We start from the raw sequence: 14,229 nt of genomic DNA on the forward strand, positions 1-14,229 counted from the left end.
ACATATATTTGCAGCGCGTTCTGTTACTTTCCAGCAGTACATGAAAATCGAGGACGAAATCAAGCAGCCAGCTTTCAAAGACAACCACCAGAAAGCCCTCATCAATCTGGTGTTTACCACGGGCTGGGTGCAGCAGCAGCAGAGCGCCTTATTCAAGGGGTATGGCCTTACGCTGCCGCAGTTCAATATTCTGCGCATTCTGCGGGGGCAGCACCCCAAGCCCGCTACGGTCAACCTGCTGATAGACCGGATGCTGGACAAAACCAGCAACGCCTCCCGTATTGTGGACAAGCTGGAAGCCAAGCAGCTGGTTACGCGCACGGTATGTCCCAGCAACCGCCGGGCCGTGGACATCCGCATTACCGAAGCCGGGCTGGAATTGCTGCAGCGGCTGGATGCCGAGCTCGAAACCCGCCGCAACGGCCTGCAAACCCTGACCGATGAGGAAGCTGCCCAGCTCAGCAACCTTCTGGATAAAATCCGTGACTGACGGTTTCAGTTATTCAACTACGCTCATTTTCACTCCCTTTTTCTGTTTTTCGTCATGAAAAAACTGTTTATGCCGGCTCTGCTGGTGGCTGCCCTGTTTGCTGTTTCACCCGCCTCGGCGCAGAAAAAAGTTACCCCCGGCTCCGAAAAGGCCGCTTCGCAGTCATACGCGCTGCAGCCGCAGCTGAGCACCCTGGGCTGGGTTGGTAAGAAAGTAACCGGCCAGCACAATGGAAATGTGCAGTTCAAGGAAGGCACGGTGCTGGTACGCGGCAGTCAGATTGTGGGCGGTACGTTTGTGGTGGATATGAACTCGCTGAAAGTAGAGGATATTAAGGAGCAGGAGTACAATGCCAAGCTGGTGGGGCACCTGCGTTCTGAGGATTTCTTCAGCATCGACAAAAACCCGACCTCCACGTTCAAAATCACCAGCATTACCCCACTGAAAGGGGATGCCAACGGCAACAACGCCACCGTAACCGGCGACCTGACCATTAAAGGCATCACCCAGAAGATTTCCTTCCCTGCCAAAGTAGGCGTGAAGGGCGGTGTGGCCTCGGCCAGCGGCACGGCTACCATCGACCGGACTAAGTTCGACATCAAGTACGGCTCCAAGTCTTTCTTCGAGAGCATCGGCGACAAAGCCATCATGGATGAGTTCACCATGAGCTTCAACGTAATTGCCAAGAAGTAATTTCGGCCTGCTTGCCCCCTGCAAAAGCCCCGCTGGTCGTAACCAGCGGGGCTTTTTTGTTAATGAGTTATGCTGCTTTGGCGCTGTAGCATCTGCTGCTGCAGGGTAGCGGCCCGTGCGGCAGCCGGCTGCCGCACGGGAGCAGCCGCAAGGTTTTGCAGATTGAAGCGGAGCCAGTAGCTGCCATCGGCGGCGGTGAATTTCCTGTCCTTGTTAAGATCGGGGCGCACTTCAACAAGTAGCAGGCTGGAGTTGGGCAGGATCAGCCGGTTTTTTAGCTGTGTATTATCAGGAGTGAGCTGCCGGAGCTGCCGGCCGCTACGGTCCGAGGCAAATAAAGCGCTGGCATCATTTTCGTCCTGGTCGCCGTCGGCGTTGAAATCTGCTTTGATGATGGTATAGAACAGGAATGGCCACCGAGTATCCGGCTTGAGGTCGGTGTCAATTTCGGAAATGACAAAGCGGCTATGCGGCAGGAGAGCGTATTCCTGCAAGGTTGATTTTTGAAAAAACAGCAGGTTAAAACAGGTACCCTCTATGCCGTTACCTCGCTCGTAGTCGCTCTCATAGGAGCTACTGGATAAGATGCGGCTGCGCGTAGCCTGCTCCAGCGGCACTACCGATACGGGCTGGTAGTAAAAAGCCGTGCTATCGAGGTTGACCGGTGTGTTATAATGTATCCGATATGTCAGGGCGGCCTGCCGGACAGCGGCGGTATCAGCGGCAGCCTGGCCAGATGTGGCGGGCACACCGCGGTTGGGGCTTTCGGAGCAGGCCCACAAGCCGCTCAGCATTGATAGAGCCCCCAGAACCCGTAGGTATTGCATACTTATAAACGAAATACTTATGAACGAAATAACGTACGGACGTTATACTGGTAACTCCAGCTCCCGTGGAAGCACAAATTTGAGGCTGCGGCTCTTGGTGCGCGCGTGTAGCTGCTGCAGAAAGTCGTCCAGCTCGGGTTTGTATTCCAGCCAGAGGTCTTCGTGCAGGTTGCTGAGTACAAGCTGGGCCGTGCGGGCCGCCAGGCGGGCGGTGCTCGTGTAGAAGCCGGCGTACACGCTTTCGAACTGGCCGGTGTAATTTTCAAAAATGTGGCGCAGCGTGTACAGGTTCAAATCTACCTCCAGGCGCTTATCCTTGGTGATGCGGCGGGCCCGGGCTACCTCCTTGGTGGCCTTGCCCAGGGCTTTGGTCAGGCTGCGGTTGAGCAGGCGGCCGGTAGCTCCCACGGCAAACAGCTCATGAATCTGGTCAGAGGCCTGCTCGAACACGGTTTCCGTGGTGACGTCGGGGAGCAGTTCGAAGCACAGCGTGTCGTAGAGTTCCGCGTCGCGGCGCGCGGCGCGCAGCAGCAGGGCTTCCTTCTCTTTATCAGTGAGGCGCTTGAGGGCACGCTTAAACTCGGCAGATGGAACGGGCATGGATGGCAGGCGGAAAGCAGATGCAGGCTAAAAGTACGCTACAAACGTGGGGACGCAAGAATGGGTACTTTTCAGGCCCGATGCAGAACGTTTTGCTAAAAAAATTAGTATATTGAACTTCGTTAGCAAAACCCCGCGTATATGGCCTTACTTACCATCCAGGATGAAACTGCTGCCGGCAGCATCCTCCATCAGCTGGAGCTGGAAATAGCCCAGGAAATGCTTACCGTACGTGACCTGATTGCCCGGCGCGTGCACCAGGAAGTTGCCGCCTACAACCACCGGCAAGCAGGCATATTCAATGGGCTGGTGCAGCCCACGGCCTCTGAACGGGCACTCAACGGCTTCCGTCTCCGCCAGCCCACGCCCATTGACGCCGAGGAGCAGTTGTATAAGGCTTTGGAAGGCTTTCAGCAGAACAGCTACTTCGTGCTGGTAAACAACCGGCAGGTGGAAAGCCTGGAAGAGGAGGTGTGGATAGGAGCCGGCGCCACGGCCAGTTTTATCAAGCTTACCCCGCTTGTTGGAGGATGATGAGCCTGCTCAGTGCCTTATCCGATGCCTTCGCTTATCTGGTACGTCCCAAACCCGCTGCTCCGGCAGTCCGCCCTATGACTGGTATAGAAAATACGCTGCTGCACAGCTTGCTTACCCCCAGCAGCACCGAGCCGGAGGTGCAGCTGCTGTTGCTGGCCCTGATAGAAGAAGTAGGCGAGAAGCCCTACGACACCAAGCTCACGGAACTGCCCGCCTACCGGCACCTGCGGGAGCAGACGCCCCGGCTGCAGGGCCGGGTGGTAGTGGCCCTGGCCCGGGCCGTGCAGGTGTGCGCCCAGGAGCAAAACTGGCAGCTGCGCTACGCCCTCAATGATACGCTAACCAGCCTGCTGCGTGTGCGGCTGCACCTCACGCAGGAGGAAATAGTGCTGCTGTTTGGCTGTTTCGACCTCGACTTCAGCAAAACAGACTACGAAGCCCGGCGCACCGGGCTGTGGTTGTACCCGTTTGGCTTGGCCTTGGGCCAGCTGCAGAAGCTGCTCAAAACTGAGGCACTGCAGGAGGCCACCCGGGCCTACCTGGAGCAGCTGCTTCACTACCTGCAAACCAATCAGCCGACGGAAGTCAAAACGGCCCAGAAACTCCGGGAAATGCTGCACTCCGGCGGTGAGGCGAACCTACCCACTGTCACATTTTCCGCTGCCGACGCTTTTGGGCAGGCGCTGAATGAGTTTGTGGCGGGCCTGGGTACGGACCCTGGGGCCGGCCCCTGGCTGCAGCTGCTGCAGCTCTGGCGCCGCGCCAGCGGCGGGCAGCCCACGGCCAAATTTCAGAAAGAAGCCCAGGCAGCTGTAGCGGCTATAGGCCCCGAGGCCGTAGCCACGCACTACGAGGTGTGGCTGAGTGCTCTGACCAAGCTGCCGGTGCAGGAGCTGAGCCGAAACAACGCCTACGGCAGCTACGCCTATATGGAGTGGCATTTTCTGAGCAGCGCCAACCAGGAGGCCGTGAAAGGCCTGCTCTGGACCAGCGTGCCAGTACTGAACGCGGCCCTGCTGCATGGCGTGGCAGAGCTGGCAGCCAAGTGCTACCGCAAGATTCCAGCAAAGGGCCAGCTGGCTCCCAGCCTGGGCAATGCGGGGGTGTGGGTGCTGGCCCAGGGTGGCCTGCCGGGGGTAACCCACCTGTCGCGCCTGTACGGGGCCGTGAAGCAAACCAACACCCAGGGGCTGATTGGGCGCTACCTGGAAACGGCCTCCCGGCAGCTCGGCATGACGCCCGCTGAGCTGGAGGAAATGGCCGTGCCCGAGTTTGGGTTGGTGAACGGGCGGGCGGGGTACGAGTTGGGCGACTACCACGCCGAGCTGGTGCTGGCTGGTGGCAAAGCCGAGCTACACTGGACCAAAGCCGGTAAACCGCTTAAATCGGCTCCGGCGGCCCTCAAAAGCACGCACGCCGAGGCCTTGCGCCAGCTCAAGCTAACCCACACTCAGGTACAGCATACCTACACTGCCCAGCGCGACCGGCTCGATAGAAGCTACCTGGCCGGCCGGCGCATTGCCTGGCCCCGTTTCCGGCGCTACTACCTGGAGCACGGCCTCATGGGCGAGCTAACCCGCGCCCTCATCTGGCGCATCCATCACCCCAACGGCTCCTGCCACGATGCGCGCTATTACCACGGGGCCTGGCGCACGGCCCAGGGCGAAATGCTGCCCGAACCCACCGACGCCGACACCCTGCAGCTGTGGCACCCGGTGCTGGCCCCCACCGAGGAGGTGCTGGCCTGGCGCAGCTCCCTGGATGCGCAACAGCTGCGCCAGCCCCTCAAACAGGCCTACCGGGAAGTGTACCTGCTTACCCCGCCCGAGGAGCGTACCCGCACCTACTCCAACCGCATGGCCGCGCATGTGCTGCGCCAGCATCAGTTTAGCGCCCTGGCGCGGGGGCGGGGCTGGAGCTACCGCCTTATGGGGGCCTACGATAAGGGCTACGAAGCGGACTCGGCTACGCTGGAGTTGCCGATGCATGAGCTGCAGGCCCAGTTTTGGGTGAGTGAGGTCAATGCTGATAATGCTTGGAACGATACCGGCATCTGGAACTACGTGAGCACCGACCAAGTGCGGTTTGTGCGCCAGAACGAGTCCGTGCCCGTAACGGACGTGCCGCCCCTGGCTTTTTCGGAGGTGATGCGCGACGTAGACCTGTTTGTGGGGGTGGCCTCCGTAGGCAACGACCCCCTCTGGCGCGACAACGGCGGGCTGGTACAGTACCGCAACTACTGGGAGAGCTACAGCTTCGGGGAGTTGAGCGAGGTAGCCAAAACCCGCAAGCTGGCCCTGGAAAGGCTGGTGCCCCGCCTTAAAATTGGGCGGGTGAGCGAAATCAGGGGCAATTTCCTGGAGGTAAAGGGCAAGCTGCGTACCTACAAAATCCACTTGGGCTCGGGCAACATTCTTATGAAACCCAACGACCAGTACCTCTGCATTGTGCCCGACCGCTCTGCTAAACCAGCCGCCACGGCCGGCGTGTTCCTGCCCTTTGAAGGCGATGCAGTGCTGTCCATCATCCTTAGCAAAGCTCAGCTGCTGATGGATGATGACACTATTACCGACGAAACCATTACGCGGCAACTCAGGCGGGAGTAAGGCCGGGAGGATGATTCTGTCAGGTTCAGCGCCAGCGGTGCAACCAATCATTACCTCAGTTAGTTACACAAAGCCGAAGCCGAGAAGTTGCTTCTCCTTTTTAGCGGTTTTTGCGTAATTTTGCCCTATGAACAGTAACCCGCAAATCGAGTACGACGAGGACGTACTGCTCCTGGAAGAAACCATTGATGTGCGCGACCTGGTGGTGTACAACGATGATATTAACACATTTGAGCACGTTATCCGGACGCTGATGGATGTGTGCGGCCACCAGCCTGAGCAAGCCGAGCAGTGTACGCTCCTGATTCATTATAAAGGCCAGTGCACCGTAAAGCACGGGGGCTACGACGAGCTGGCCAGCATGTGCACCGCCATTCACGACCGGGGTATTTCGGCCGACGTGGTATAGGAGTACCCTCCCAAAAAAATCTGTCATCCGGCGCTTGCCAAGGACCTATCGAAGGCCAACTGGTGTTATCAGTCGAGCCTTCTGATATACCGGGCAAGCCTCGGATGACAGTTCTTTTTACCTTCTTCCCGACCTGAATGGAATTTCCTTCCAAACTGATTGAAAGTGCCGTGGGCGAGCTGGCTAAGCTGCCGGGTGTGGGCAAAAAAACCGCCCTGCGCCTGGCCCTGCACCTGCTCAAAGCCGAGGCCGACACCACTGCCTCCCTGGCCGAGGCCTTGGCTAAAATGCGCTTCGAAATCCGCTACTGCGACACCTGCCACAACATTTCCGATACGCCGGAGTGCGGTATCTGTGCCAACCACCTGCGCGACCAAAGCACGGTGTGCGTGGTGTCAGACATCCGCGACGTAATTGCCATTGAAAACACGGCCCAGTACCAGGGCATGTATCACGTGCTGGGCGGCGTTATCTCGCCCATTGAAGGTATTGGCCCTTCCGACCTGACTATAGATTCGCTGGTAGAGCGCATTACGCGCGAAGGATCGGAGATAAAAGAAGTAATTCTGGCCATCAGCCCCACCATGGAGGGCGACACTACGGCCTTTTACCTTTCGCGCAAGCTCCGCGACCTGCCTGAGCTCAACGTCAGTAGTATTGCCCGCGGTATTCCAATGGGTGGGGAGCTGGAGTACGCCGACGAAATTACCCTGGGCCGCAGCATTGTGGAGCGGCAGCGGAGCCGCTAGGCTGTTGGCCATTGGCTTTTAGCTGTTAGCTTTGCCACAATGCCGGGCAGCAGTGCGCCTCACCGCCGGGCCGCTAACAGCTAAAAGCCAATAGCTAACCGCTCATAACTTGAAGCTTTCCGTCGTCATTGTCAATTACAACGTCTGCTACTTTCTGGAGCAGGCGCTGCTGTCGGTGCGGCGGGCCGTGGAGAAGCTGGGGGAGCCGGTAGAGGTATTCGTGGTGGATAATAACTCCGTGGATGGCTCGGTGGCCATGGTGAAAGCCCGGTTTCCGGAAGTTATTCTGCTGGAAAACCACGATAACCCCGGCTTCAGCAAGGCAAATAACCAGGCGCTGCGCCGGGCCCGGGGGCAGTACCAGCTGCTGCTCAACCCCGACACGGTGGTAGAGGAAGATACCTTTCGGCTGTGCTGCGAGTTTATGGATGCGCACCCGCAGGCCGGTGGTCTGGGCGTGAAGATGCTGGACGGGCAGGGGCGGTTTCTGCCCGAGAGCAAGCGGGGCCTGCCTACTCCCTGGGTAGCATTTTACAAGATTTTTGGACTGGCCCGGCTGTTTCCGAAGTCGCGGCGGTTTGGGCGCTACCACCTGGGCTACCTCAGCCCCGAGCAAACCCACGAAGTGGAGGTACTCAGCGGGGCATTCATGCTCATGCGCAAAACGGCCCTGGATGCGGTGGGCCTGCTGGATGAGGACTATTTCATGTACGGGGAGGACATTGACCTCTCGTACCGGCTCACGCGGGGCGGCTGGAAAAACTACTACCTGGCCAGCACCCGCATTATTCACTACAAGGGAGAAAGCACTAAGCGCACGAGCGTAAACTATGTGTTTGTGTTTTACCGGGCCATGGTCATTTTTGCCCGTAAGCACTTCGCCCCCGGGCGGGCGGGCACGTTCAGCTTCCTGATTAACCTGGCTATCTGGCTGCGGGCTGGCGCCGCCGTGGGCCAGCGGCTGGTTACGCAGGCCGCCCCCATTCTGCTGGATGCCGCCCTGGTATATGCGGGTATGTACTTCCTGAAAAACTACTGGGAAAACAACCACAAATATGTGCCTACGGCCTACCCACCCCAGTTTATGCTGCTGGCCGTGCCCGTGTACATTGCCGTGTGGCTGCTGGCGGCCTTCTTCAGCGGGGCCTACGACCAGCCCGCCCGGGCCAGCCGCATCGTGCGGGGGGTGTTTTTCGGGACGGTTCTGATTTCGGCCTTCAGCAACTTCCTGGATGCCTGGCGCTTTTCCAAAGCCCTGATTGTGCTGGGCGGCGTGTGGGCTACGGCGGCCCTGGTGCTGCGGCGCATGGCCGGCAACTTCCTGCGCTACCGCACCTTCAGCCTGGCCAGCCGGCAGCAGAAAAATGTGGGCATTGTGGGCTCCTGGCAGGAAAGTCGCCGGGTGCGCCAGCTGCTGGAGCAGGTCGCCGTACCCGCCCGGGTTATTGGCTACGTGGAGCCCCAGGCCGCCCTGCGCCCCGCCTCCGTTGCCCCCGACGACCTGCTGGGGGAGGTGCGCCAGCTGGAAGACATTATCCGGATTTATGGGCTCAACGAGCTGGTGTTCTGTGGCCGCGACCTGCCCGCCAGCCAGATCATCGGGCTTATGGTAGGCCTGCCCCAGCACCCGCCGGTAGCCTACAAAATTCTGCCCCAGGACAGCCAATACATCATTGGCAGCTCCGGCAAAGACGCCCCTGGCGACTATTACGCCCTCGATATTACCCTAAACCTGTACCGGCCCCAGCAGGCGCGCAACAAGCGGGTGCTGGACAGCCTGACCAGCCTGGGACTGCTGGGGTTGAGCCCGTTGCTGGTGTGGAGCCAAGAGCATAAGGGCGGTTTTCTGCGTAACTGTCTGCGGGTGCTGGCGGGCTCCTGCAGCTGGGTGGGCTTGCGCTATGCTTCCAGTCCCCGCCGCCAGGCCCGGGCCGTGCTCTCGCCGGCCGATGCCGTGCGGGCTACTACCCCGCTTACCGAGGCCACCCGCCGCCGCCTGGAGCTGCTCTACGCCAAGGACTACGAGCCCGCTATGGACCTGCGGGTGCTGTGGCAGTGCTTCCGGCAGCTGGGCCGGGAAGAGGAAGTAAGCTAGGAGGGAGTGGGGGGGTAAGGGTGTGAGGGTTGGAGGGTAGGAGTTGTCATCCTGAGCAGAGCGAAGGACCTTACCACGGCAGCGCAAGGCGTTGTTCCAGATGTCGTTCCAGCATAACAGGGCGCTTCGTTCTCGCCTGATGCGCAACATGCTCAAGACAACAGTCCCGTTTCAACTCACACCCTCACACCCCCACACCCTCCAACCCTCACCCCTCACACCCTCACAAAACCTCCGTACCTTCCTCGTACCTTTGGGCTCCACCCATTTCTTCCTTTAATTCTCCCTAAGTTCATGTCGGCTGACGCTACTACTTTCGCGCCCCTTGTTCTTTCTGACCGCATCAACGCCATGCAGGAGTCGCAGACCATTGCTATGGCCAAAAAGGCCCGGGCCCTGGCAGCCGAAGGGGTGGACGTTATCAGCCTGAGCTTTGGGGAGCCGGACTTCCAGACGCCCCAATACATTAAGGATGCTGCCAAGAAGGCGTTGGATGAGGGCTACACCTTTTACACGCCCGTGCCCGGCATCCCGGAGCTGCGCCAAGCCATCTGCGACAAGCTGCAACGCGACAACCAGCTCAGCTATAAGCCCGAAAACATTGTGGTAAGCACTGGGGCCAAGCAGGCCCTGGCCAACGCCGTGTTGGCCCTCATCAACCCCGGCGACGAGGTATTGGTGCTGGCTCCTTACTGGGTGAGCTACGAGGAGATGGTGAAGCTGGCCGAAGGCACTACCGTGCAGCTGATGGGCCGCTTGGAAAACGACTTTAAGGTAACCGCCGAGGAGTTGGAAGCGGCTATTACGCCCCGCACCAGGCTCATCATGTACTCCTCGCCCTGCAACCCCACCGGCTCGGTATTCAGCCGGGCCGAGCTGGCCGCTTTTGCCGAGGTAGTGGCCCGCCACCCCCAGGTGCATGTGCTGGCAGATGAGATTTACGAGTATATCAACTTCACCGGGGAGCACGCCAGCCTGGCGCAGTTTGAGGCCGTGAAGGACCGGGTGATTACCGTCAACGGCTTCTCCAAAGGCTACGCCATGACGGGCTGGCGCATCGGGTACCTGGCGGCCCGCAAAGAAATTGCCGCTGCCTGCGAAAAGCTGCAAAGCCAGATTACTTCCGCCACTTGCTCCATCACGCAGCGGGCGGCGCTGGCCGCCCTGCAGGGCGGGCGCTCCTCCGCCGACGAAATGGTGGCCGCCTACCGCCGCCGCCGCGACCTGGTGCTGGAGCTGGTGCAGGATATTCCCGGGTTCCGGACGCCTACGCCCAGCGGGGCCTTCTATATTTTTCCGGATGTGAGCGGCTATTTCGGCAAAACCACGCCCACCGGCGAAACCATCAGCAGCGCCGCCGACTTGGCCATGTTTATGCTCAATGACGCCCACGTAGCCGCCGTGGATGGGGGCGCGTTTGGGGCCCCCAACTGCATGCGCTTCAGCACCGCCGCCGCCGATGAAAAGCTGCGCGAAGCGTTTATCCGGATCAAAAACAGCCTAGCGAAACTGCAGTAACAGTAGCGCGCAGCTCTGCTTCGCGCACGAGCCGCAGGCGAGTTCCCATGCGAGAGAGCCAGACGCCCGTTACTCGCTCCGCTCGTGCGCGCAGCGGAGCTGCGCGCTACTAGCTACCTTTGCGGCCTCTTACCATGCCCACGCCGTAATGCCCGCTGCCGTTCCTGCTTCGTTGCCCGAGTTATTCGCCGCTTTCAACCACCTCACGGTACTCATTGTGGGCGACGTGATGATGGACGCCTACTTGTGGGGCAAGGCTGCCCGGCTCTCACCCGAGGCCCCGGTACCGGTAGTAAACGTGAGTCGTACCGAAAACCGGCTGGGCGGAGCTGCCAATGTGGCCCTGAACGTGCAGGCCCTGGGTGCTACGCCCCTGCTCTGCGCCGTGATAGGCGAGGACCAGGGCGGCGACCAACTGCTGGAGCTGCTGCATACCACCGGGCTGTCGGCCGAGGGCATGGTGCGCTCCGGCTACCGGCCCACCACGGTAAAGCAGCGCATTCTGGCCCACGGGCAGCAGCTGCTACGCATCGACTCGGAAGTGGAAACCAGCCTCAACGCCGAGGAAAACGCTCTGCTGGCTGCCCGCTTCGGGCAGCTGCTCAGCCGCGCCGATGTGGTGATTTTTGAGGATTACGACAAGGGCGTGTTGCAGGAAAGCAGTATTCAGCACTTCATCCAGCTGGCCCGGGCCCAGGGCGTACCCACCGTAGTCGACCCCAAGAAAAAGAACTTCCTGGCTTACCAGCACTGCACCTTGTTCAAGCCCAACCTCAAGGAGCTGCGCGAGGGCCTGAAGCTGGAGTTCAACGACGCCGACGCCGACCGCCCCCACTTCGAAGCCGCCGTTACCCGCCTGCGCGAGGTGCTGCAGCCGGAAACGGTGCTCGTTACCCTCTCGGAGCGGGGCGTGTTCGTGGAGAATGGCCAGCTCACCCGTACCTATATTCCGGCTCACCTGCGCACTATTTCCGATGTGTCCGGCGCCGGCGACACGGTTATCAGTATTGCCGCGCTGTGCGTGGCGCTCGGCTTGTCGGCTCCGGCTACGGCCGCGCTGGCCAACCTGGGCGGCGGGCTGGTGTGCGAGCAGGTTGGGGTGGTGCCCATTGAGAAAACCCTGCTGCTACAAGAAGCCGAGCGGGTGGGTTTAGTGCTTAGTGCTTAGGGCCTGATGCTTAGGGTTCAGGAAGGCCTGCGGCATAGAAAAAGTCAAGAAAAGAGGCCCTGCCGTAACCCGGCAGGGCCTTTCACATATAGCCCTAAGCCCTAAGCCCTAAGCCCTAAGCCCTAAGCCCTAAGCCCTAAGCGTAGCGCTGTACCCTTTCACCGTCTCAATGAACACCTTCACATTGTCGGGGTTGGTATCGGGGTAGACGCCGTGGCCGAGGTTGGCAATGTGGCGGTGCGGGCCGAACTGGTCGAGCATGGCTATGGTGGCGGCGCGTACCTGCTCGGGCGTGCCGTAGAGGGCGCAAGGGTCGAGGTTGCCTTGCAGGGTCTTGTCGCCGACGAGGGGGCGCACGGCCCGCGGGTCTTGGTTCCAGTCGAGGCCGATGGTGCGGCAGGGCAGCTGGGCGAAGTCCTCCACGGCCCAGAAAGCGCCTTTAGCAAACACCGTTACGGGCACATCGGCGGGCATGGCCCGGCAGATTTCGGCAATGTAGCGGGTGCTGAATTCCTGGTAATGGGCGGGCGGCAGAATCCCGGCCCAGGAGTCGAAGACCTGCACCAGATTGGCCCCGGCAGCCACCTGGGCCCGCAGGTAGGCAATGGTGGTATCGGTGATTTTGCGCAGCAGTTGGTGGGCCAGCTCGGGCTCGGCGTAGAGCATGCGGCGGGCCTTGCTGAAGGTCTTGGAGCCGTGGCCCTCCACCATGTAGGCCAGAATCGTCCAAGGGGCCCCGGCAAATCCGATGAGCGGCACCCGGCCGTTGAGGGCCCGCTTGGTTACCCGGATGGCTTCGAGCACGTAGCCCAGATGCTCCTCAGGGTCGGCCACGCGCATGCGGGCCACGTCTTGGGGGGTTTTGATGGTTTCGGGGAACAGGGGGCCACGAGCTTCCACCATCTCGTAGGTGAGGCCCATGGCTTCGGGTACCACCAGAATATCGGAGAAAATGATGGCCGCGTCCACGTCCAGCGCGTCGATAGGCTGGATAGTTACTTCGGCGGCGAGGTCGGGGGTTTCTACCAGTTCCTTGAAGCCGCTGAGGCGGGCCCGCAGGGCGCGGTATTCGGGCAAAATGCGGCCGGCCTGGCGCATGAGCCACACGGGGGTACGCTCGGTTTCTTCGCCACGGGCGGCACGGAGGAGGAGGTCGTTCTTCAGCATAGGAGGCGCAAAGATACGCTTCGCTACGGTGTTGTCAGAGGGGCGGAAGGGATGTATCCGTAATCCAGAGATAAGATAGCCAGATACTGACCATTCGTCACGAAGCCGATGTACAGCAGTTGCGACTGGTCGCGGCGTGCGTAGCCATAGGCGTACTGGCCACAGGCATATATGTCACCTAAATTCAGCTGAAACGGCCGGCGCCCGTGGTGTAGTTGGCTTACAATGCACGGATAGGGAGAGAAACGCGCGTCTTGTGCCAATTGCTTCTGCAATTGCTGGTACTCCTGTGGCGACACTCTCAACAACGCCCATGCTTGATTATGAGAAGGATGTGCGGCCGAGTTGGTGCGGGTGCGTTCGTGCGTGGACAGCTTACCAGATTCTGGAAACGGGCGGAGCGTTATCCGTTCGTATTCGTCGCGGTAGAAACCATCGGAATTGTAAGTTGTGACGCTATAGATTATGTATCCCACTGTCAATTGGGTAATCACCAGGAGTGTGATAACCGCTCCTCGTCCCCAGCGGCGCTGTAGCCAGCGGTACAGGACCAGGTAGGCGCCCAGCATCAGTGCCACAACCAGGAGTAGCGCAGCAAGTATTATGAAAACCCATATTCCCATCCTGCACCACTACCGGCTCAGCCCCGGAAACAACGCCACAATAGCCGTAGCCAGAAAATTCACCCCGATGGCCAGCGTGAGAAAACCCATGATGCGGGCCAGGGCGGCCATGCCGGGGCGGCCCAGAAACCGCGTGAGCCGGAGCGACGACATCAGGATGATGTAGGCGGCCAGGGCCACCAGCACGAATCCCAGCACAATCAGGCCCATATCGGGCACGCTCAGCTTCTTGGTAAACAGGCCGATGCACACGGCCATCGAGCCCGGGCCCGAGAGCATGGGCATAGCCAGCGGCGTGAAGCTGATGTCGTTTTTGTGCATGCTTTCCTCCAGCGTCGCGTCCGATACTTTGGCACGGTTGCCGCCCGGCGTCAGCAGGTCGAAAGCCGAGCGCATGAGCAAGATGCCGCCCGCAATGCGCAGATGATGAATGTTGATGCCGAAGAAGTTGAGCACGTACTGCCCCGCGAAAAACGATACGGTGAGCACCCCAATCATATAGATACAGGCCTTCAGGCCGATGCTGGCCCGCTCGGCGGGCGTATCTTCCTCCGTGAGCGTCAGAAACACGGGCATAGCCCCAAAAGGGTTGACTACGGAAAACAGAGTGGTGAAAGTAGCAAGCAGAATTTCCATCGGCGGAGGCAGTAGGAGGCGGGTAAAGGTACGAGCCTTTGAGAATCAGCAAGCAGGGAAAATGCTATGTTTAGAGCCCCAACCATGGCTGCCCCGACCCGTAGAAGCCAA

Annotated in this window: 14 protein-coding genes; 9 read left to right on the forward strand and 5 right to left on the reverse strand. The window is 60.1% G+C overall.

Features of this window, described 5'->3' with window-relative positions:
• Nucleotides 1-40 precede the first annotated feature (40 nt).
• Complete coding sequence (locus tag EI290_RS05060; RefSeq protein WP_125427384.1) at nt 41-490, forward strand: MarR family winged helix-turn-helix transcriptional regulator; 450 nt, start codon at nt 41-43, stop codon at nt 488-490.
• Nucleotides 491-544: 54 nt separating this feature from the next.
• Entirely contained in the window at nt 545-1,183 is a 639-nt protein-coding gene (locus tag EI290_RS05065) for a YceI family protein (protein WP_125427386.1), read from the forward strand.
• Nucleotides 1,184-1,242: 59 nt separating this feature from the next.
• Here the strand turns inward: EI290_RS05065 and EI290_RS05070 are convergent, their stop codons facing one another.
• Together EI290_RS05070 and EI290_RS05075 are read right to left on the reverse strand one after the other, a co-directional pair.
• Complete coding sequence (locus EI290_RS05070; protein WP_148103618.1) at nt 1,243-2,010, reverse strand: hypothetical protein; 768 nt, start codon at nt 2,008-2,010, stop codon at nt 1,243-1,245.
• A 42-nt stretch (nt 2,011-2,052) separates the two neighbouring features.
• On the reverse strand, nt 2,053-2,610 hold the full coding sequence (locus EI290_RS05075; protein WP_125427389.1) for a hypothetical protein: 558 nt from the start codon (nt 2,608-2,610) through the stop codon (nt 2,053-2,055).
• Nucleotides 2,611-2,751: 141 nt separating this feature from the next.
• Between EI290_RS05075 and EI290_RS05080 the strand changes: the two genes are divergently transcribed.
• From EI290_RS05080 to EI290_RS05110, 7 genes are all read left to right on the forward strand, one after another.
• Nucleotides 2,752-3,144 (forward strand): hypothetical protein, encoded by a 393-nt coding sequence (locus EI290_RS05080; protein ID WP_125427391.1) that lies wholly within the window; start codon nt 2,752-2,754, stop codon nt 3,142-3,144.
• A 77-nt stretch (nt 3,145-3,221) separates the two neighbouring features.
• Entirely contained in the window at nt 3,222-5,753 is a 2,532-nt protein-coding gene (locus EI290_RS05085) for a DUF4132 domain-containing protein (RefSeq protein ID WP_221766233.1), read from the forward strand.
• A gap of 127 nt (nt 5,754-5,880) precedes the next feature.
• The gene (locus EI290_RS05090) at nt 5,881-6,162 is read left to right on the forward strand and encodes an ATP-dependent Clp protease adaptor ClpS (protein ID WP_125427395.1); all 282 of its coding nucleotides are present in this window, start codon (nt 5,881-5,883) and stop codon (nt 6,160-6,162) included.
• A gap of 137 nt (nt 6,163-6,299) precedes the next feature.
• Nucleotides 6,300-6,911, forward strand: coding sequence for a recombination mediator RecR (gene recR / locus EI290_RS05095; RefSeq protein WP_125427396.1), 612 nt, complete (start codon nt 6,300-6,302; stop codon nt 6,909-6,911).
• A 109-nt stretch (nt 6,912-7,020) separates the two neighbouring features.
• Entirely contained in the window at nt 7,021-9,006 is a 1,986-nt protein-coding gene (locus EI290_RS05100; RefSeq protein WP_125427398.1) for a glycosyltransferase family 2 protein, read from the forward strand.
• 294 nt (nt 9,007-9,300) lie between these two features.
• Nucleotides 9,301-10,524: a pyridoxal phosphate-dependent aminotransferase gene (locus EI290_RS05105; RefSeq protein WP_125427400.1), complete on the forward strand. Its 1,224-nt coding sequence runs from the start codon at nt 9,301-9,303 to the stop codon at nt 10,522-10,524.
• Between the two features lie 148 nt (nt 10,525-10,672).
• Nucleotides 10,673-11,692, forward strand: coding sequence for a bifunctional heptose 7-phosphate kinase/heptose 1-phosphate adenyltransferase (locus EI290_RS05110; protein ID WP_125427402.1), 1,020 nt, complete (start codon nt 10,673-10,675; stop codon nt 11,690-11,692).
• Nucleotides 11,693-11,821: 129 nt separating this feature from the next.
• Here EI290_RS05110 and hemE read toward each other — a convergent pair whose 3' ends face one another.
• Genes hemE through EI290_RS05125 form a run of 3 tightly spaced genes read right to left on the reverse strand, consistent with a single transcriptional unit; the run spans nt 11,822 to nt 14,118 of the window.
• Nucleotides 11,822-12,859, reverse strand: a complete 1,038-nt coding sequence (gene hemE / locus EI290_RS05115) for a uroporphyrinogen decarboxylase (protein WP_125427404.1) — start codon at nt 12,857-12,859, stop codon at nt 11,822-11,824.
• A 23-nt stretch (nt 12,860-12,882) separates the two neighbouring features.
• A complete protein-coding gene (locus EI290_RS05120; RefSeq protein WP_125427406.1) occupies nt 12,883-13,437 on the reverse strand; it encodes a hypothetical protein in 555 nt (184 codons plus the stop codon).
• Nucleotides 13,438-13,491: 54 nt separating this feature from the next.
• Nucleotides 13,492-14,118 (reverse strand): MarC family protein, encoded by a 627-nt coding sequence (locus EI290_RS05125; RefSeq protein ID WP_125427408.1) that lies wholly within the window; start codon nt 14,116-14,118, stop codon nt 13,492-13,494.
• Between the last annotated feature and the right edge of the window lie 111 nt (nt 14,119-14,229).

The organism is Hymenobacter metallilatus (assembly GCF_003944705.1).
Taxonomy (GTDB): Bacteria; Bacteroidota; Bacteroidia; order Cytophagales; family Hymenobacteraceae; genus Hymenobacter; species Hymenobacter metallilatus.